At 34.6% G+C, this 19,780-nt stretch carries 16 protein-coding genes and 2 tRNA genes; 10 read left to right on the top strand and 8 right to left on the bottom strand.

What is annotated here, in order from left to right; genetic code table 11:
- Positions 1–23 precede the first annotated feature (23 nt).
- The 5 genes from Q4566_RS12405 (at position 24) to clpX (ending at position 4,811) form a co-directional block, all read left to right on the top strand.
- Entirely contained in the window at positions 24–785 is a 762-nt protein-coding gene (locus Q4566_RS12405; protein WP_303421615.1) for an alpha/beta fold hydrolase, read from the top strand.
- A 27-nt stretch (positions 786–812) separates the two neighbouring features.
- Complete coding sequence (locus Q4566_RS12400; protein ID WP_303421612.1) at positions 813–1,154, top strand: phage holin family protein; 342 nt, start codon at positions 813–815, stop codon at positions 1,152–1,154.
- A 203-nt stretch (positions 1,155–1,357) separates the two neighbouring features.
- Complete coding sequence (gene tig, locus Q4566_RS12395; RefSeq protein WP_303421610.1) at positions 1,358–2,686, top strand: trigger factor; 1,329 nt, start codon at positions 1,358–1,360, stop codon at positions 2,684–2,686.
- 142 nt (positions 2,687–2,828) lie between these two features.
- A complete protein-coding gene (gene clpP / locus Q4566_RS12390) occupies positions 2,829–3,503 on the top strand; it encodes an ATP-dependent Clp endopeptidase proteolytic subunit ClpP (RefSeq protein ID WP_216067370.1) in 675 nt (224 codons plus the stop codon).
- A gap of 75 nt (positions 3,504–3,578) precedes the next feature.
- A complete protein-coding gene (gene clpX / locus Q4566_RS12385; protein ID WP_303421606.1) occupies positions 3,579–4,811 on the top strand; it encodes an ATP-dependent Clp protease ATP-binding subunit ClpX in 1,233 nt (410 codons plus the stop codon).
- Between the two features lie 89 nt (positions 4,812–4,900).
- Here the strand turns inward: clpX and Q4566_RS12380 are convergent, their stop codons facing one another.
- Together Q4566_RS12380 and Q4566_RS12375 are read right to left on the bottom strand one after the other, a co-directional pair.
- Positions 4,901–6,481: an OmpA family protein gene (locus tag Q4566_RS12380; protein WP_303421604.1), complete on the bottom strand. Its 1,581-nt coding sequence runs from the start codon at positions 6,479–6,481 to the stop codon at positions 4,901–4,903.
- A 130-nt stretch (positions 6,482–6,611) separates the two neighbouring features.
- Positions 6,612–8,126, bottom strand: a complete 1,515-nt coding sequence (locus Q4566_RS12375) for a GH3 auxin-responsive promoter family protein (protein WP_303421602.1) — start codon at positions 8,124–8,126, stop codon at positions 6,612–6,614.
- Positions 8,127–8,168: 42 nt separating this feature from the next.
- Here Q4566_RS12375 and Q4566_RS12370 point away from each other — a divergent pair, with 42 nt between their 5' ends.
- A complete protein-coding gene (locus Q4566_RS12370; protein WP_303421600.1) occupies positions 8,169–8,966 on the top strand; it encodes a DUF2797 domain-containing protein in 798 nt (265 codons plus the stop codon).
- Positions 8,967–9,031: 65 nt separating this feature from the next.
- On the opposite strand, the gene rpsU is transcribed toward Q4566_RS12370, so the two are convergent.
- The 4 genes from rpsU to Q4566_RS12350 all read right to left on the bottom strand — a co-directional run bounded on the left by rpsU (position 9,032) and on the right by Q4566_RS12350 (position 13,799).
- Positions 9,032–9,226, bottom strand: a complete 195-nt coding sequence (gene rpsU, locus Q4566_RS12365; protein WP_216067376.1) for a 30S ribosomal protein S21 — start codon at positions 9,224–9,226, stop codon at positions 9,032–9,034.
- 39 nt (positions 9,227–9,265) lie between these two features.
- Positions 9,266–10,129, bottom strand: a complete 864-nt coding sequence (locus Q4566_RS12360; RefSeq protein ID WP_303421598.1) for an RNA polymerase sigma factor RpoD/SigA — start codon at positions 10,127–10,129, stop codon at positions 9,266–9,268.
- Between the two features lie 188 nt (positions 10,130–10,317).
- A complete protein-coding gene (locus Q4566_RS12355) occupies positions 10,318–12,987 on the bottom strand; it encodes an AsmA family protein (RefSeq protein WP_303421596.1) in 2,670 nt (889 codons plus the stop codon).
- Positions 12,988–13,094: 107 nt separating this feature from the next.
- The gene (locus tag Q4566_RS12350) at positions 13,095–13,799 is read right to left on the bottom strand and encodes a queuosine precursor transporter (RefSeq protein ID WP_303421594.1); all 705 of its coding nucleotides are present in this window, start codon (positions 13,797–13,799) and stop codon (positions 13,095–13,097) included.
- A 70-nt stretch (positions 13,800–13,869) separates the two neighbouring features.
- Between Q4566_RS12350 and folK the strand changes: the two genes are divergently transcribed.
- Entirely contained in the window at positions 13,870–15,000 is a 1,131-nt protein-coding gene (gene folK, locus Q4566_RS12345) for a 2-amino-4-hydroxy-6-hydroxymethyldihydropteridine diphosphokinase (RefSeq protein WP_303421592.1), read from the top strand.
- A 159-nt stretch (positions 15,001–15,159) separates the two neighbouring features.
- Here folK and Q4566_RS12340 read toward each other — a convergent pair whose 3' ends face one another.
- Positions 15,160–15,819, bottom strand: coding sequence for a class I SAM-dependent methyltransferase (locus Q4566_RS12340; protein ID WP_303421590.1), 660 nt, complete (start codon positions 15,817–15,819; stop codon positions 15,160–15,162).
- 3 nt (positions 15,820–15,822) lie between these two features.
- Positions 15,823–16,359, bottom strand: a complete 537-nt coding sequence (locus tag Q4566_RS12335) for an RNA methyltransferase (protein ID WP_303421588.1) — start codon at positions 16,357–16,359, stop codon at positions 15,823–15,825.
- A 208-nt stretch (positions 16,360–16,567) separates the two neighbouring features.
- Between Q4566_RS12335 and mutS the strand changes: the two genes are divergently transcribed.
- The 3 genes from mutS to Q4566_RS12320 all read left to right on the top strand — a co-directional run bounded on the left by mutS (position 16,568) and on the right by Q4566_RS12320 (position 19,461).
- Positions 16,568–19,180, top strand: a complete 2,613-nt coding sequence (gene mutS / locus Q4566_RS12330; RefSeq protein WP_303421586.1) for a DNA mismatch repair protein MutS — start codon at positions 16,568–16,570, stop codon at positions 19,178–19,180.
- A gap of 98 nt (positions 19,181–19,278) precedes the next feature.
- Positions 19,279–19,350 (top strand) — tRNA-Gly (locus Q4566_RS12325).
- 27 nt (positions 19,351–19,377) lie between these two features.
- A tRNA-Leu gene (locus Q4566_RS12320) sits at positions 19,378–19,461 on the top strand.
- The last annotated feature ends 319 nt before the right edge of the window (positions 19,462–19,780 follow it).

Below are 19,780 nucleotides of genomic sequence, written 5' to 3'. Positions count from 1 at the left end.
TCGCGGAAATAAAGACATAAAAAATGATATTACATTCAACTATTTTAGGAGAAGGAAAGCCATTTGTTATTTTACACGGATTTTTAGGTATGAGCGATAACTGGAAAACTTTAGGTGTACAGTTTAGTGAGGCCGGATATGAAGTGCATTTAGTAGATCAGCGTAATCACGGACGTAGTTTTCACGATGATGCTTTTAGTTACGAAGTACTTGCTGAAGATTTAAAAGCCTATTGCGACCACCATAATTTGGAAGATATAGTGTTACTCGGGCATTCGATGGGCGGAAAAACGGCTATGTTGTTTTCAACTTTATACCCAGAACTCGTTTCTAAATTAATTGTTGCCGATATTTCTCCAAGATTTTATCCAGTACATCACGATGCGATTTTGAACGGCTTAAGCGCGATTAAATTTGATGAGGTTAAGAGTAGAGGACAAGTGGATAAAATTCTAAGTGAATATGTATCAGATTTGGGTACCCGTCAGTTTTTGCTTAAAAACCTGTATTGGGTTGAAAAAGGACAACTTGGTTTACGTATAAATATAGAGGTGCTACACAACGAAGTTGCTGAAGTTGGCGAGGCCCTGCCAAGCCATGCTACCTTTAACAAAGACACCTTGTTTTTACGAGGAGACCGTTCAGAATATATTGGTGTTGGCGATGAAAGTATTATCAAAACGCATTTTCCAACAGCGCGAATTAAAACCATTTCTAATGCAGGACATTGGTTGCATGCAGAAAATCCAGAAGATTTTTATGCAGAGGTGATGGCTTTTGTGTAAATTTAGAATCATAAAAACTTTAAAATCATGAAATTATTTTTAAACTTGTTGCTTACCGCACTAGGTGTGGTTGTTTTAGCTAATATTTTACCTGGTGTCCAAGTTGATACCTATATGACTGCGCTTATCGTAGCTGTAATTTTAGCGGTACTTAATATTTTTGTTAAACCCTTATTAGTTGTATTCACATTGCCAATAACGGTTCTAACCCTAGGCTTGTTCTTGTTGGTGATTAATGCTTTTATTATTTTAATTGCAAGTAATCTCATAACAGGTTTTGAGGTAGATGGTTTTTGGACTGCTATTCTTTTTAGTGTTCTATTAGCGATTCTAGAATCTATCCTGCATTCACTTCTAAATGACGATTAAAGCATACTAAAAATCAAGCCTTTAAAAACTTTGCATAGGATGTAAAAATATATTATTTTTGCATCCCAATTTTAGTGACTAAAAATGAATTTTATAGTTCAATTGAAATTGGCTTTCCCAGAAAAGTAGGGATTTATATTTTTTAGGTTTTTAGAAGAAACCTTATTGTTAAATGCCTGATTTAAGGCTTTATATCATTTAAAATGAATATTACAAGAGAAAACGTTGATGCATTAAATGCTGTTGTTAAAGTGGATATCGCTAAGGAAGATTATAGCGATAAAGTAGAGAAAATCTTAACCGATTACCGTAAAACAGCAAACATTCCAGGTTTTAGAAAAGGTCATGTTCCAATGGGCATGGTTAAAAAACAGTACGGAAAAGCTGTTTTAGTTGATGAAGTTAACAAGTTATTACAAGAAGCTTTAAACAAATATTTAACCGAGGAAAAATTAGACGTACTTGGGCAACCATTACCAAGAACTCAAGAAGAAATTGATTGGGATGCTGAAGGTTTTTCATTTGAATTCGAATTAGGTCTTGCACCAGAATTTGATGTAGAGTTAAAAAGTAAAAAAGCCATCACACAATATAATATCGTTGCTGATGATAAAATGATTGATGAGCAAATTGAACGTATTCAAAAACAATACGGGAAATTAGTGCCTCAAGATGCTGTTGAAAAAGACAGTGAAATCACAGGAGCATTCACTAACGAAGAAAAAGAAATTGATAACACAGTAACTTTAACTTTAGATAAATTTAAAGGAAAAGCCACTGCTAAACAATTTGTTGGCGCTAAAGTTGGTGATGTTATTACATTAAAAACAAAAGGTCTTTACGACGATGATCACGAATTAATGCATGCTTTAAAATTAAGTCATGACGATATTCATGGTTTAGATATTGAAGTAAATTTTACAATTACTGAAATTAACGCCCGTGAGTTAGCAGATTTAGATCAAGAATTATTTGATAAACTTTTTGGTGAAGGTGAAGTAAAATCAGTTTCAGAATTAAAAGCTAAAATTAAAGAAGATGCTGAAAAGCAATTCGTGCAACAAGCCGATCAAAAATTATTAAACGACGTAACTGAATATTTAGTAGAAAACACAAAATTCGATTTACCAGCAGAGTTTTTAACGAAATGGATGCAAACTGCAGGTGAAAAGGAAATTGATGCAGATCAAGCTAAAGAAGAGTATGAAAAATCTGAAAAAGGTTTACGTTACCAATTAATTGAAGGAAAGTTGATTACCGATAATGACGTTCAAGTAACTATGGACGATATTAAAAATCACGCTAAAGAAATGATTAAAGGGCAAATGGCTCAATTTGGTCAAATGAACCCTTCTGATAAAGAGTTAGATGATATTGCTGCTCGTGTTTTAGGTAACCAAGATGAGGCGCGTCGTATTTCAGAACAATTAATTAGTCAAAAATTATTGTCCGTTTATAAAGAAAAAGCAAACCTTAAGGTTAAAGAATTGAGTTACGAAAACTTTGTTAAAGAAGTTTATGGTGATAAATAAGTAAAAGAATAAATGCTTATCTTTAATCGCTTAAACCGGAAGGTTTAAGCGATTTTGCATTAACATAAAATCGTTTTTTTAAAGGCTTTCAGTGTAGTTTGCTGTAAGTCAATAGTATAATAAAACAATAAGAAGGAAAACTATGGATTACGCAAAGGAATTTGAAAAATTCGCGATAAAAGATCAAGGGATTAGCAGCACATATTATAACAAAATAATAAGTAGCATGTATCCTCAAAGCTTGACTCCAAATATTATTGAAGAACGCCAAATGAATATTGCTGTTTTTGATGTGTTCTCGCGTTTAATGATGGATAGAATTATCTTTTTAGGAACAGGAATTAACGATCAAGTGGCTAACATTGTACAAGCGCAGTTGTTGTTTTTAGAAAGTACAGACGCAAATAAAGACATTCAAATTTATATTAATTCTCCAGGAGGAAGTGTTTATGCAGGATTAGGTATTTATGATACCATGCAGTTTATTAAGCCAGATGTTGCTACAATTTGTACAGGAATGGCGGCTTCTATGGGCGCGGTATTGTTATGTGCAGGAGAAAAAGGAAAACGTAGTGGGTTAACTCATTCTCGTGTTATGATACATCAACCTTTAGGTGGAGCACAAGGTCAAGCGAGTGATATTGAAATTACAGCAAGAGAAATCATTACTTTAAAAGAAGAGCTTTACAAAATAATTAGTAAGCATTCTGGTCAGGATTACGACAAAGTTTATGAAGATAGTGATCGTGATTACTGGATGAAGGCTGACAAGGCTAAGGAATACGGTATGATTGATGAGATATTAGCTCGTAATTAAATAAAAAATTTGTAATTTTAAAGAATTGTTATAGAGGGATTTATGATAATTTGATCTCTTAAATATTTAGATTAAATGGCGAAAGAAGAATTAGAATGTTCATTTTGTGGTAGAAAAAAGCCTGAAACAAACTTGTTAATAGCTGGTCTTGATGCACATATCTGTGATAGATGTATCGAACAAGCGCATGGTATTGTTTTGGAAGAATCTAAGCAAAGTGATAGTAGTGATCTATCTGCAGAATTAAAATTAAGAAAGCCTCAGCAAATTAAGGATTTCTTAGATGAATATATTATTGGTCAGAATGTTACGAAAAAAGTAATGTCAGTTGCCGTTTACAATCATTACAAAAGACTATTACAGCCAGCTACAAAGGATGATATCGAAATCCAGAAAAGTAACATCATGATGGTGGGACAAACCGGAACCGGTAAAACTTTAATGGCTAAAACCATCGCGAAAATGTTAAACGTACCATTAGCTATTGTTGATGCTACTGTTTTAACGGAAGCTGGTTATGTAGGAGAAGATGTTGAAAGTATCCTAACACGCTTATTACAAGCGGCAGATTATAATTTAGAGAATGCTGAAAAAGGCATCGTTTTTATAGATGAAATAGATAAGATCGCTAGAAAAAGTGATAACCCGTCTATTACACGTGATGTTTCTGGGGAAGGGGTGCAACAAGCACTTTTAAAGCTTTTAGAAGGAACGGTTGTTAATGTACCACCAAAAGGCGGAAGAAAACACCCAGATCAAAAATTTATTGAAGTAAACACCGAAAATATTTTATTTATTGCTGGTGGTGCTTTTGATGGTATTGATCGTGTGATTTCTAAACGTTTAAATATGCAAGCCGTTGGTTATAGCGCATCAATGTCTGATGATGTTGTAGATCAAGATCACTTATTACAATATATTATTCCGAAGGATTTAAAAGATTTTGGTTTAATCCCTGAAATTATCGGTCGTTTGCCTGTTTTAACTTATATGGATCCTCTTGATGCTGAAACCTTAAGAGCTATCCTTACAGAGCCTAAAAATGCCATTATAAAGCAATACAAGAAGTTGTTTACCATGGATGATATAGACTTTACTATTACTGATGGTGCATTAGATTTTATTGTAGGTAAAGCAATTGAGTATAAATTGGGAGCTCGTGGTTTACGTTCTCTTTGTGAGGAGATTTTAACCGATGCCATGTTTGAATTACCTTCTAGTAAGGAGAAGAAGTTAAATGTTACTAAGGCTTACGCCGAAGAGAAATTAACCAAAACAACTTTAAAGAAACTAAAAGCGGTTTCTTAATCTTAAAGTTTAATTATATTTAAAAAAAAACCACACGTTTTCGTGTGGTTTTTTTATGTTTAAGAATTATCGTGATTGTGTTTTTATGTTTATTTCACGATTAAAAATTCGATACGTCTATTGGTGTGATGTTCTTCCTCAGAACAGTTGGTGTTACAATTAATTAGTGGTTTTGTTTCTCCAAATCCTTCAGATTTTAAGCGATTTGCTGCAATGTCATGTTCTATCAGGTATTTCACTGTAGAGGCTGCACGTCTTTTAGATAATAACAGGTTGTAACTGGCGCTACCTCTGTTATCGGTGTGGCCCTGAATATCTAATTTCATCTCCGGATTATTGTTTAAAATCTTAACAACTTTATTTAAAGTCACAAACGATTCTTCTTTGATATTCCATTTATTGAAATCAAAATAAATGTTTTCTAAAACAATTTTTGAATCTACGATAACTGGCACGGTAGGTTGAAGCTTAACTTCTTTTGCATATTTGTATTTATCTTCCTTATGGTTTGCTACGAAAGGTTCTGTACTTGTTACAAAGCCCGATTTACTGGTGCTAATAGTGTATTCTTCAAAAGGTGTTACGGTAAATTCAAACGCACCTACTTCGTTAGATAATGTTCTAGCAATTTCTACTCCGTCATCATCAAACAAGATTAATTCGGCATTTGGTAATTTTATGTTCGTTTCTAAATCTGATACTGATCCTTTAAGTGATTGTAACACATCATGGTTAGTAACAATATAGACATCATAGCTGCCAATTCCACCTGATTTGTTTGATGATACATAGCCTTGCTCTTTAGTGGCCAGAAAGAAAGCGATATCATCTTTAGGGGTGTTAATTGTAGTGCCAAGGTTTCTTGGTTGTTTGATGCCGCTGTTAGAAATTTTACTTCTAAAAATGTCATACCCACCTAAATTATTATGGCCTTTAGAGGCAAAGAATAAGTACTTTTCTTCCATGGAAAGTGCTGGGTATTTTTCGTCTTTTGATGTATTTATAATGTTGCCTAGATTCTTAGGTGTTCCTAGGGTGCCGTCAGGGTTGATGTCTGAAACATATAGGTCAAACCCTCCATGGCTATCAGGGTAATTGGCTGAAAAGAATAATTTATCTCCAGCACGATTTGTAAAAGGCGTTTCAATGGACACATTAGGCTGATTAACACTTAAAGCCAATTCGTTTATCCAGTTCCCGTTAGAGTTTTCTTCTAAATCTGCTTTGTAGAGCTTGAATTCTAAAGAGTTTTCATGAGAACTACGGGTGTAGTATACAGTATTTTCATTTTTAGAGAATGTGATTTGATCTTCACTAAAATGGGTGTTTAAAATTCTTGAATAAGAAAGAGGTCTACTTATTAGTCCGTCTTCGGCATTGATATCTAAACAGTATAAGTCTTTGTAAGCTTCACCGGTTTTATGATCAATTTTAGATAATCCACCTATTTTTTTTGAGGACACCATAATAAATTTCTCTTTAAAGAATCCAGAGCCAATTTCAGAAAATTCGGTGTTCTCAAAAGTTGGTGTAATTTCAAAATTAAAGCCGTTTTCACCAATACTGGTAGGAGGTGATGGTGATGAGCTCTGGGCAGAATTAATCGTTGTATCTTGACTTATAACTATATTAGTAACAAGAAATACCAGAAAACAAAGTTTCGTTTTCATATTAAAAGGGTTAAGTTAATCGTTGGTTCCCCGTAAAGATATAGTAGTATGGTGTGAAATTAATATGCTATAGATTAACTGTGACATAAATCGTTATACGGAAATATTTATAAGTATTTATTTACAATATCTATGTGTTTAGAGTTAAAAGTTCATCTATATACTCTCTTGTATTTGAAAGTCTCGGTATTTTATGTTGTCCTCCTAATTTATTATTTTGCTTAAGCCAATCATAAAAAAGATTTTTTCGAGCAATATGTATGGTAGGTCTGTTTAATGTCATGTTGTTGTAGCGCTTGGCCTCGTAATCTGAATTTAATGATTTCAGTGCGTCATCAAATAAATCATTAAAAGTGTTCATATCGCTAGGAGGTGATTTAAACTCGATCAGCCATTCGTGAGCGCCTTTTTCCTTGCCTTGCATAAAAATAGGTGCTGCTGTGTATTCTACAATTTCAGAATTTGTTTGGTTGCAAACGGTTTTTAGGGCGTTTTCGGCGTTTTCAATAATCAGTTCTTCCCCAAACACATTAATGTGGTGTTTTGTGCGTCCAGAGACTCTAATACGGTAAGGGCTTAAAGAAGTAAATCTTACGGTATCGCCAATTTTATAGCGCCATAATCCAGCGTTTGTCGTGATGATTACGGCGTAATTTTGATGCAATTCAACTTCGCTAAGCGGAATGGCCTTTTCTTCGGAAGTCGCATAGATATTCATTGGAATGAATTCATAGAAAATTCCGTAATCAAGCATTAATAAGAGATCTTTCGAATTGTTTTGGTCTTGAATGGCAAAGAAACCTTCTGAAGCATTGTATATTTCGTAGTATTTGAAATTTTTATTTGGGAGGATGTTTTTGTATTGATCTGTATAGGGTGTAAAGCTTACCCCGCCATGAAAATACACTTCCAGATTTGGCCAGACCTCATGTAAGTTTTTCTTCCCTGTGGTTTCTAAAACATTATTTAACAAAACAAGCATCCATGAAGGAACCCCAGCCAGGCTCGTTACATTTTCGTTTCTAGTTTCATCAACTATGGCTTGCATTTTGTATTCCCAATCGCTCATTAGAGATACTTTGTTGCTTGGTGTGCTACTAAATTCAGCCCAGAAGGGCATATTATCTATAAGTATAGCAGACAAATCTCCGTAAGCCGTACCGTTTTCTTTGTACAATTGTTTGCTTCCGCCTAAGCGTAAACTTTTTCCTGTGAATAATTGAGCGTCTTCATTATTGTTTAAATACATGCACAATAAGTCCTTGCTAGCTGCGTAATGGCAGTCTTCAAGAGATTCTTCGCTTACGGGAATAAATTTACTTTTGGCTCTGGTGGTTCCGCTAGATTTAGCAAACCATTTTATTGGAGTTGGCCAAAAAATATTGCCTTCGCCTTGTCTTGAGCGTTCAATCACATTTTGCCAACCGTCATAATTTTTTATGGGAACACGCTCGGCAAAAGTTCTGTAGTTTTTTATAGATGCAAAATCATGTTCTTTACCAATTTCGGTGTCTTTGGCATATTCAATTAAATTTAATAGCAATTCGTTTTGTACTTCATTTGGGTATTTTAAAAACAATTCTATTTGGTGAAAACGCTTTTTTAAAAACCAAGATGCAATGGAATTAACTATGGGTATTGACATAATTTATTTTATCTTTAAGCTTTAAAAATAATACTTTTTTTTATGACCTACCAAGGTGTTTTGACAAAAATGGAGACGGAATTTTCTAGTCCGATACAATATTATTTAGTGTTCGAAAATGACTTTTTGAATATGAACCAATTGTTGGACAAAAACATCAACATCCAGTTTGTTAAATACCAATGTTTAAACTGTGGGATGGATAAGCCCATTTATAGACAAGGTTTTGATAAACAGTGTTTTTTTGAGGTGCCACAGGCTGCCGATTGGATCATGCATCCTGAATTGAGTACGGCCCATTTGGGTAAAGAAGATCGCGATTTAGAATACGAAAAGGCCGTGCAACTCAAGCCACATATTGTATACTTGGCGAATTCTAGTAATGTGAAGGTTGGCGTAACTAGAAAAACACAAGTGCCAACCCGTTGGATTGATCAAGGGGCACACGAAGCGATAGAAATTGTAGAGGTGCCTAATCGTTATTTGGCAGGTATTACCGAGGTGGCGTTAAAAGCTCATGTGGCTGATAAAACCAACTGGCGTAAAATGCTAAAAAATGATATTGATGATGAAAACTTAGTAGAATGGCGTGAACGTTTGTCAGATTATATTCCTGCGGAAGCTAAAGATTATTTCATCCAGAACAATTCGGAAACGCATTTGGATTTTCCTGTGCATCAATACCCAGAGAAGCCAAAGAGTTTAAATATTAAAAAAGAACTCCAGTATTCAGGAAAGTTGGTAGGTATTAAAGGTCAGTATCTCATTTTTGAAGATGATACTGTTTTTAATGTTCGTGCTAACGAAGGTTTGGTGGTTAATATTTCTGTAATTCAATAAAACTTAAAAACCCACTTATAAAATAAATTATAAATGGGTTTTAATATAAATTTTAGAGTGAAGATTTATATATCTTCTTGATCTCTTAAACCTTGAATATAAGCTGCTTTTTGAACTTGACGACGTCTTTTTACAGATGGTTTTGTAAAAAACTGTCCGTCTCTTAAGTTTTGCATTACTTTAATATTTCTGTGTTTTCTTTTGTAGCGTTTTAAGGCACGCTCTATGTTTTCGCCGTCTTTTACAATGATTTTTAACATGACTCGTATTTAATAAATTATAATTTTAATATTTAGGTTTTACCCTAAATAAGTTCTTAGTACTCTGCTTTTTGAAGCGTGACGTAATCTACGAATGCCGCGCTCTTTTATTTGTCTTACTCGTTCTCTTGTTATTCCAAAAGCATCTCCAATTTCTTCGAGGCTTTTAGGCTGTTTTACGCTAATACCATAATAGTATCTAATAACTTGAGCCTCTTTATCTGAAAGCGTTTCTAAAGCACGATTTACTTCAGCGTTTAATGATTCTTTAATTAAATCGGAATCGGGTGCATGACCTTCATTCCCTTTAACCACATCATATAAACTAAAAGTTTCGCCTTCTTTCAACGGTGCATCCATGGATACGTGTCTTCCAGAAACTTTCATAGATTGCTTTACATCACTAACGGTAAGGTCAAGTGTTGTAGCAATCTCTTGAGCGCTAGGCGCTCTTTCATGGGTTTGTTCTAAAAATGAATAAGCTTTATTAATTTTATTAATAGAACCAATTTTGTTCAAAGGTAATCTAACTATTCGAGATTGTTGTGCTAAAGCTTGAAGAATTGCTTGTCTAATCCACCAAACGGCATAAGAGATGAATTTAAAACCTCTAGTTTCGTCAAACCGTTTCGCCGCTTTTACCAGGCCAGCGTTGCCTTCGTTGATTAAATCGGGCAAAGTTAAGCCTTGATTTTGATATTGTTTTGAGACTGAAACTACAAAACGTAAATTAGCAGTTGTGAGTGTATCTAGAGCTTTTTGGTCCCCTTTTTTGATCTTTTGCGCTAATTCAACCTCCTCTTCGGCGGTGATTAACGGTATTTTACTAATGTCTTGAAGGTATTTGTCTAAAGATTTGGACTCGCGGTTGGTAACTTGCTTTGTAATTTTTAATTGCCTCATGTAGATGTTTTAAGATTATGTCGAACCTTTAACATAAGCTTTTTGTGGCGAAAAACCTAATAAATCCGTTTATTGCTATGAAAAACCCTTCAAAGTGAACAAAAGTGACTGATTTTTGATCAATTTGAAGGGTTTTTGTATTTTTTGAATCTTTTAAAAGAGGGAGACTAAGCTTATTTTGAATTGACTTACTCTTTTTTCTTTCCGCCTAAGAAACCGTCTAACACATTTTTAATCACTTTTTTAGAGTCATTAGTCTTATTTGAGGTGGTATCTGTATTTTCTTTAGAACCTATAAGGCCATTTAAAACATCTTCAACGTGTTTACTTTGGTCTTGCTTTAAGGAGTCTGATTTGGTTTTATTTCCGCCAATAACATCACCAATTAAATTGTTGATTTCATCTTTACCTTGATTAAGTAATTTTTCTTTCTGAATTTCTAAAAGCTGATTGCTTAAGTTTTTAGCAGCACTTGTTAAATCGGTTTTTACATTCGGACTCGTATAACTACCAGTGATGTTTGCTGTAATTGGAATAGACATATTATCTACCTTAGAATCGTCAATTTTACCAATCAAGCGGTTTATATCACTTCCTAAATACTTGGCAGGAACGTTAAAAACGGCACTGTAATCAATGGTTTTATCGAAACCGTGTGCACCGGTAACTGTAATATCAATGTCCTTATAATTTAAATCGAAAGGTGAAACACTAACTTTTCCATTCGCAAATTCTAGTTTGGTTTTTATATCATTGATATTAATATCTTCAAAATCTATAAAATCTACAGCGTTATCAAGCTTGCTTATTAACCCGTTTTCATCTTTATTAATTTGAGTGGAAAGTAATTCAGCTAAAGCTTGACCAGTAAGACTGTTTAGCTTTGGCGTAAAATTATTGTTTAAATCTCCTGAGATGTTAATATTCGTATTTAGTTTTCCTTGAAAAATTTGCGCTATTGGGGCTAAACTTCTAAGTAACTCAAGGTCTTTAAACGATTGTGCGATATCAAAACTATCGGCATCTAAAGCCATATTAAAACTAGGTACTTCTGTTTTTGTAGATACGTTACCAGAAAGACCAAGCTTTCCGTTAAATATACGTGAGCTCACGTTTTGAAGAGTCACTTGTTCATCTTTTATAATTAGAGTACCTGTAACATCTTCTAAATTTAAATTGTCGTAAACGACCATATTCGCTTTAGCATTTATGGTACAATCTAAAAATGCTGGAATTTTTATAGCCTCGGTAGTCGTTGTAGTTTCAGTAGATTGTTCTGTTTCTTCTTGGGTTTCAGACATAAAATCATTCACCTTAAAAAGATAAGAATTTAAATCAAAATTACCTTTTAAAGTTTGGTCGCTAAATACAAAACCTAATAGGTTGTTAATTGTTCCGGTAGCGTTTAAATCGGTTTCGCCTGTTTTTGCTTTAAATTGATTTAAAGATACCGTACCTGGATTAAAGGTTAAATTCGCTTGTGAAATTTGTATGGGTTTTACAAAGTCTTCCGAAGTCATTTCAAAACCAGTAAGATCTACAGAGCCATTGCTTTTTATGCGTTCATAGGCATTGGTGTCAATCGCATTCATATCGAAAGCTGTATTCACTTTAGCTTTTAAAATACCACTGAGATTTTGATCTAAATCTACAGGGTAGGCTTTACTGATGTTGGCTAGATTTAAAACCCCATTGATATTGGCATCAACTAACATATTTTGGGTTAGATTTTTTAAGTGTGCTGAAGCTTTAAACACATCTTGGTCAATTTGAAAATCAAGCCTATTGATGTCAACATAAGTATCATCTGCATTTCCAGTAGTATTCTTGATAAGTGTATGGATGCTAATATGTTTTACAGCTTTAGGTAGGTCTGGATATTTAAAAGAAGCGTCGTTAGATGTGATGCTTACATCAAAAGTAGGGATTGTGGTTTCGGTAAGTTGTCCTTTTACCATACCTTTTACGATAAAATCACCAGTGGTTTCAACGTTTTCAATGCTTTTAGAGTAAGTTTCAGGGATAAGCGCTAAGAAATTTTTGAAATCAGATTCCGGATTTTCAAAGGTAATATCAATGTTTTGACCTTCATCAAGGAGCTGAACAAAACCATCAAAATGAATAGGTAGCTGATTGATTTGCGCTTTATTTTCCTTGAAAGTGTATTTGTTGTTATTTAAATCAACGCCAATTAAGGCATCTAACTTTATGGGGTTATTGTTTAAATAATTGGTGCTATCTATAGTTACGCTAAGATTTAATGCAGTTTCAGTATCTAGTTCTGAAACTTCGGAAGTAAATGTGCCGTGGCCTTCATGATTGAATTCAGAAATATGAGCCGTAGTATTTGATAGTTCGTCAATATAAGTGAAAGCACTATTCTTGATTTGATAATCTTTAATGCTGAAGGCAAAATTACTAGGTTGTTCTTCCGCGGAAGCGTTAACATCTTCTGATTCTTTTGCAATATCGTAGTTGCTATTTCCGAATTTATCGGTTTTTAAAGTGATAAGCGCTTCATCAATATAAATGGAGTTTATTACCATGGCTTCGTCGGCACTTTTAAACACCTCTTTAACCGACATGGTAAAGGAAATGGTTTTAGCAATGGCTAAAGTTTCGTCCTTAAAAGGTTCAAAATTTGTGATTACCAAATCGGTAACACTAATCCCTGCTTCAGGGAAATTCCTTATAAAGCTGAGGTCAACATCGCTAAACTCTACATGAGCATTGATGTTCTTGTTAATAGTTTGTTTTACAAGCTCTTGAATGCGGCCTTGAAAAATAAACGGAATCGCTATTAATGCGATAATTATAGTAATTAGGATGATTCCAGCAATTTTTAGAATTTTCTTCATAAATAAAGATCTGATGTTGGGTTAGGGAGAACAAAGTTAGTTGTTTTGCGAAAAGCACATACGCTGATAACCGTTAAATATTAACTCATTTCATTTTGAAGCAATCCTTAGAGTAAGTCTATTTCTTGATTTACTTTTAAACGGAAACGTTTTCTAAACAGAAAAACACCCAGGTATAAAAACGGGGTGTCGCATGCGGCAATAAGAACTTTAAATAAAAAACCGCTAAGCACGAGGCCTTTAAAATTTTCCCATTCAATAATTCCGAAAGAACACAGTAAAAACACGATAGTAAACGTGTCTATAAACTGTGAAAACCAGGTCGAAAAATTATTGCGAAGCCATAGATGTTTGCCAAAAGTTAGGCGTTTCCAGAAATGATAAATTTGAATATCAATAAACTGAGCGAATAAATAAGTAATCATGCTCGAAAAAACGGCGATTGATGTGTTTCCAAAAACAGTATTAAACATGGTATCATCAACGTAAGACCAAGGTGTAGCAGGCACTAAACTCGAAACATGAATAATTAAAAGAGAAAAAAGCGAGGCAAAAATACCAACGACCACCACATCATTAGCGCGCTTTTTACCATAGATTTCGCTAATTAAATCGGTTATTAAAAAGGTGATGGGATAGGGCAGTACACCAACTGAAATTTCAAAAAGTTTGCTACCAAAAATTTCAATATCTATAGGGTGCCAATAAAAAAACTTTTGAAAGATTAAGTTTGAAACCACTAACGACGTTATAAACAATCCACCCAAAAGCAAATAAATACGTTGTGCGGCAAGTTTATCTCTTAAAGACATAGTGATTGTGGATAAATACGTGTTGTAAATATAAAGTATTAAAAATTGTTTTAGTTATTTTGCCGCTCTTATGCAAAAATCAATGACATATTATATTGCTTTAGGAAGCAATAAAGGTGATAAATTTAAAAATTTACAAGCCGCCATTCAAGCCATTTATGAGCAGATTGGGTATGTGGTTTGTATTTCTAAAGTGTATAAATCGCCTGCTTTTGGTTTTGAAAGTGACGATTTTTTAAACTGCTGTTTGGCTTTAAAAAGTGTTTTAGAACCCCAAGAAGTTTTAGAATTACTGCTGAAAATTGAAATTGATTTAGGCCGTGTAAGAACTCAAAAAAGTGGTTATGAAGCCCGAGTGATTGACTTGGATATTGTTTTAGCTGAAGCTGAAATTATTAGCACCGAAACCTTGCAGCTGCCACATCCTGAAATGGCGAAACGAAAGTTTGTACTCTTACCATTAAATGATATAGCCGCTCATGAGGAACACCCTGTTTTGAAGACAAAAATTGCGGAGTTGTTAGAGGCTTGCCCAGACGATTCTGTTTTGGAAGCGTTGGAGATGCGCTTAGAGAATCCAAGTAAGAAGTTTGAACTTTCAAAATACAATTACCTGGCTATTGAAGGTAATATTGGCTCTGGGAAAACCAGTTTAGCCACAAAAATATCTGAAGATTTTAATGCCAAGCTTGTATTAGAACGCTATGCTGATAATCCGTTTTTGCCTAAGTTTTACGAAGATGCACATCGTTATGCCTTTACTTTAGAAATGTCTTTTTTAGCCGATCGGTATCAGCAAATTTCAGATGACTTATCGCAGTTAGATTTGTTTAAAGATTTTATAGTCAGCGATTACGATGTGTTTAAATCGCTTATTTTTTCAAAAATCACCCTAGCGGAAGATGAGTTTAACCTGTATCGTAAGTTATTCTACTTAATGTATAAAGAGTTGCGAAAACCCGATTTATACGTGTATTTACATCAAAATACAGAAAGACTTCAGCAAAATATTAAAAAACGCGGACGTGATTACGAGCAAAATATTCAGAATGATTATTTGGAGAAAATCAACGCCGGTTATCTAGAGTTCTTAAAAACACAAACGGATTTTAATGTCAAAATTATTGATGTTTCTAACCGTGATTTTGTTGGAAACCGCGCCGATTATTTGTGGGTTTTGGAGCAAATTGCTTCGTGTTAATTTAAAAATAGAACATTCAATAAAGCACTGTTGTCAGCTCGAGTGCAGTCGAGAGCGATGCATTCATAAAAAAAAGAATCTCGACTGCGCTCGATTTGACATTCTACTATAAATTTACTTTTTAAATTTATAGGTAACTACTTGTCTTTATCAAAAGTCTTAAAAAAGCGTATATAATTTCGTTACAATACGTCCTTTGTGTTGTTCAGGGAAGTGTTCGGTTAATAAGATTTCAGATTTAATTTTCAAAAAGAATGGCGCTTCTAGAAGATTAACCCCGCTATTTTGTTTCAGCCTGATGCCTTGTCCAGAAATGATGTCTTTATTCGGGATGAAGTCACCTCCCGGGATGTGTTCCGTTAGAATAACGTATTGGTAAGCCTTAATTTTTTCAAGCACTTGTAGTATTTCTTTGTTTGATAAATGCTGCAAAACTTGGCGTAAAATGATACAGTCTGCTTTTGGCCAAGGATCTTTGGCGATATCTAAACAGTGAAATTCGAGCTTATCAGATTTATAAAGACTTTCGTTTCTGTCAATAAGTTTTTCAACAATATCAATAGCAATATACTTTTTTGAAAAGGGGAGCAGTTGCTTGCCAATATTGAAATCACCACAGCCTAAATCACAAACCGTGAGCGTATTATTTTTGGTTTTTAAGAATGCAGAAACAGCCTCTAAATACGGGTTGATGATTTCAGGATTATGCGAGCCGTCTCCAGAATAAAAATCATGTTCCTTGCCGCCCCAAAGGTTCAAGTCGTAGATTTGGTCCATGACCGCTTTGGTTGGCCAAGGTTGTTTTGTTTTTTTAGTCACTTATTAAGACTTAGCACTGAGTTTACTAAACAAATCCCAAACCACAACACCACAACTCACCGAAATATTTAAAGAATGCTTGGTGCCGTATTGCGGGATTTCAATAACCGTATCGCTTACTGAAACTACATTTTGAGCAACGCCTTTAACTTCATTTCCGAAAACAAGTGCGTAAGTGGTGTTTTTTTCAACTTTAAAATCATTGAGCATGGTCGCGTTTTCAGCTTGTTCAACGGCGCATATTTTTACACCATCAGCTTTAAGTTTTTCAACTAAATCCATTGTGTTTTCAACGTGTTCCCAGTCTACCGTATCGGTGCTTCCTAAAGCTGTTTTGTGAATATCTTTGTGAGGTGGTGTGGCCGTAATGCCACAGAGGTAAATTTTTTCAATTAAAAAAGCATCACTTGTTCTAAAAACAGAACCAATGTTATTCAAGCTTCTTATGTTGTCCAAAACGATTATGATTGGGGTTTTTTCGGCAGTTTTAAAGTCGTTTACAGTCAATCGGTCTAATTCGCTATTTTTTAATTTACGCATGGTTTTCATTTTAATGAAAAGATAAGTGCTGCTATGTTCAAGCCTGTATCTTTGTTGAAATCTATTTTTAATTGTAAATAACTTGTAAGGTCATGATTTTATAAAAAATCAAAATAACGCTACATTAGCAATCTTGCAATTTCCGCAAAAATAAGACTTAAAAACAACATGACCTTGGGTGAATTTCTAAGGGAATGAAAACAGCATTATGACGAAAAAAACTAAAAAAGAAACGCCGTTAATGAAACAATACAATGCTATAAAGGCAAAGTATCCAGATGCTTTATTGTTGTTTCGGGTGGGAGATTTCTATGAAACCTTCGGGTCTGATGCCGTAAAAACAGCAGGTATTTTAGGAATTATTTTAACCAAACGTGGTGCAGGGAGTGAGAGTGAAATTGAATTGGCCGGGTTTCCGCATCATTCGCTAAATACGTATTTACCAAAACTGGTAAAGGCCGGTGAGCGTGTCGCGATTTGCGACCAGTTAGAAGACCCGAAACAAACCAAAAATATAGTAAAACGTGGAGTGACCGAATTGGTGACGCCAGGTGTTGCTCTTAATGATGAGGTTTTAGTGTCTAAATCGAACAACTTTTTATGTTCGGTTTATTTTGATAAAAAGAACATCGGTATTTCATTTTTAGATATTTCTACAGGAGAGTTTTTAACCTCACAGGGAAATGCCGAATACATTGATAAATTACTTCAGAATTTTAGTCCGAGTGAAGTTCTAGTCTCCAAACAAAAGCGCAGTCTGTTTAATAACACCTTTGGCGACGATTTTCATACGTTTTATTTAGAAGATTGGGTGTATCAAACCGATTATGCTTACGAAACACTTATAAAACATTTTGATACCAAAACGCTTAAGGGTTTTGGAATTGAAGATTTGTACGAAGGCATTATCGCTTCGGGGTCAATTCTACATTATTTAGGAGAAACCCAACATCATAAACTGCAGCATATTACTTCGGTTTCGCGTATCGCTGAAGACGATTACGTGTGGATGGATCGCTTTACCATTCGGAATTTAGAGCTTTATAACTCAACCAATAACAACGCAGTTACCTTATTAAATGTGATTGATAAGACGATTTCGCCTATGGGCGGAAGGTTGCTAAAGCGTTGGTTAGCATTGCCTTTAAAGAATATTGAGAAGATAAAACAGCGCCATGAAGTGGTGAGTTATTTATCTGCGGAAGAATCTGTGCTTCAGAAAATTCAAAATCACATCAAGCAAATTGGCGATTTGGAACGCTTAATTTCAAAAATAGCTACAGGGAAAGTAAATCCGCGAGAGGTTATTCAGCTTAAAAATTCTTTAGAAGCTATTGTGCCAATAAAAGAAATGGCTTCCAATTGTGACAATGATTCTTTGAAAATTATTGGAGATACGCTTCAAAGTTGCGATGTTCTACGTGATAAAATAAAGACGACCTTAAATGAAGATGCACCCGTAAATGTATTGAAAGGGAATAGTATTGCGGTAGGTTTTTCCGCCGAATTAGATGAGTTACGTGGTTTGTCTAAATCAGGGAAAGATTATCTAGATAATATGTTGGAGCGTGAAAGTGAGCGCACAGGAATTACATCGCTTAAAATTGCCTCAAACAATGTGTTTGGCTATTATATTGAAGTTCGAAATACACATAAAGATAAAGTGCCTGAAGAATGGATTAGAAAGCAAACCTTAGTCAATGCCGAACGTTACATTACTGAAGAACTTAAAGAATATGAAGCCAAAATTTTAGGTGCCGAAGATCGTATTCAAGCCATCGAGCAGCAACTGTTTGCAGATTTGGTTACATGGATGAATCAGTATATTAAGCCAGTTCAACAAAATGCCTACCTCGTCGGGCAATTGGATTGTTTATGCGGCTTTTCACAATTGGCAAAAGATAACCATTATATTTACCCAATAATTGATGAATCTCATGATTTAGATATCAAAGATGGGCGTCACCCCGTTATTGAAAAGCAATTGCCTTTAGGTGAGGCTTATATCGCGAACAATGTGTTCTTAGATCGTGAGTCGCAGCAAATTATTATGATTACCGGGCCTAATATGTCTGGTAAATCGGCAATATTAAGGCAAACCGCTTTAATTGTGTTGTTAGCGCAAATAGGCAGTTTTGTGCCAGCAAAAGAAGCTAAAATAGGGTTGGTAGATAAGATTTTTACAAGAGTAGGAGCTAGCGATAATATTTCTATGGGTGAATCCACCTTTATGGTTGAAATGAATGAAACAGCTTCGATTTTGAATAATATCTCCGATCGTAGTTTGGTGCTTCTTGATGAAATTGGCCGTGGTACCAGTACTTATGATGGGATTTCTATCGCTTGGGCCATTAGCGAATATTTGCATGAACATCCTGCAAAACCAAAAACCCTTTTCGCTACGCATTATCATGAGTTGAATGAAATGTGTGAAACCTTCGGACGCATAAAAAACTTTAATGTATCGGTTAAGGAATTAAAAGATAACGTGCTTTTCTTAAGAAAGCTTGTAGAAGGTGGTAGTGAGCATAGTTTTGGTATTCATGTGGCTAAAATGGCAGGAATGCCGCAACAGGTTTTACATCGTGCCAATAAAATTTTAAAGAAGTTGGAAAAGTCACATTCTAGCGAAGAACTCACCGATAAGGTAAAATCGATAGAAGATGATATGCAGCTCAGTTTTTTCAATTTAGACGACCCTTTATTAGAAAATATTAAGGAGGAAATTTTACATACTGATATTGATACACTTACACCGGTAGAAGCGCTTATGAAACTGAATGAAATCAAACGTATGCTCGTGAAGAAAAAGCAAGCCTAAAAATAAATTGAAAAAATTTTAAAAAAGGCTTTGGTATTTACATAAAAGTATTAAATTTGCACCCGCAATAGCAATGTTGCACGTTCATTAAAATGACTGCGAAAGTAGCTCAGGGGTAGAGCATCACCTTGCCAAGGTGGGGGTCGCGGGTTCAAATCCCGTCTTTCGCTCTGAAACTTTCTTAAAAATATACCAATGCTGAAGTGGTGGAATTGGTAGACACGTTGGACTTAAAATCCAATGTCCATTAGGACGTACGGGTTCAAGTCCCGTCTTCAGTACTAAACCTCCTGTTAATCGTTTGATTTTCAGGAGGTTTTTTTATTTTATAGCTCGTTCTTGCCAACCATTTAAAAATACCCTCTTTTAGTTATCCTGTAAGCGTAAAAATTCGTGTCAAAACAACTCTGTGAGTCTCCGTGTAATCTCAGCGGAACTCTGTGTTAAAGTATTAGAAGAGAAAGCAGTAAATAACCAAAATAACTTCTTTTTGTCAAAAAAAGGTCGGTATGGTACTTCAAACGGATCATTCCTAAAAGTTGTGTTTATGCAAAAATTGTAGTTAATCTAAAAAGAAAGAATTCTACGTTTTTCACACCT

Source organism: Tamlana sp. 2_MG-2023, assembly GCF_030548465.1.
GTDB lineage: Bacteria > Bacteroidota > Bacteroidia > Flavobacteriales > Flavobacteriaceae > Pseudotamlana.
Note: the sequence above shows the minus strand (reverse complement) of the source record. Positions and strands in the feature narration are given on the sequence as shown.

Coding starts and splice junctions, on each gene's coding strand:
- Q4566_RS12405 (WP_303421615.1), top strand. CDS start 24: ATGATATTACATTCAACTATTTTAGGAGAAGGAAAGCCATTTGTTATT.
- Q4566_RS12400 (WP_303421612.1), top strand. CDS start 813: ATGAAATTATTTTTAAACTTGTTGCTTACCGCACTAGGTGTGGTTGTT.
- tig (WP_303421610.1), top strand. CDS start 1,358: ATGAATATTACAAGAGAAAACGTTGATGCATTAAATGCTGTTGTTAAA.
- clpP (WP_216067370.1), top strand. CDS start 2,829: ATGGATTACGCAAAGGAATTTGAAAAATTCGCGATAAAAGATCAAGGG.
- clpX (WP_303421606.1), top strand. CDS start 3,579: ATGGCGAAAGAAGAATTAGAATGTTCATTTTGTGGTAGAAAAAAGCCT.
- Q4566_RS12380 (WP_303421604.1), bottom strand. CDS start 6,481: ATGAAAACGAAACTTTGTTTTCTGGTATTTCTTGTTACTAATATAGTT.
- Q4566_RS12375 (WP_303421602.1), bottom strand. CDS start 8,126: ATGTCAATACCCATAGTTAATTCCATTGCATCTTGGTTTTTAAAAAAG.
- Q4566_RS12370 (WP_303421600.1), top strand. CDS start 8,169: ATGACCTACCAAGGTGTTTTGACAAAAATGGAGACGGAATTTTCTAGT.
- rpsU (WP_216067376.1), bottom strand. CDS start 9,226: ATGTTAAAAATCATTGTAAAAGACGGCGAAAACATAGAGCGTGCCTTA.
- Q4566_RS12360 (WP_303421598.1), bottom strand. CDS start 10,129: ATGAGGCAATTAAAAATTACAAAGCAAGTTACCAACCGCGAGTCCAAA.
- Q4566_RS12355 (WP_303421596.1), bottom strand. CDS start 12,987: ATGAAGAAAATTCTAAAAATTGCTGGAATCATCCTAATTACTATAATT.
- Q4566_RS12350 (WP_303421594.1), bottom strand. CDS start 13,799: ATGTCTTTAAGAGATAAACTTGCCGCACAACGTATTTATTTGCTTTTG.
- folK (WP_303421592.1), top strand. CDS start 13,870: ATGCAAAAATCAATGACATATTATATTGCTTTAGGAAGCAATAAAGGT.
- Q4566_RS12335 (WP_303421588.1), bottom strand. CDS start 16,359: ATGCGTAAATTAAAAAATAGCGAATTAGACCGATTGACTGTAAACGAC.
- mutS (WP_303421586.1), top strand. CDS start 16,568: ATGACGAAAAAAACTAAAAAAGAAACGCCGTTAATGAAACAATACAAT.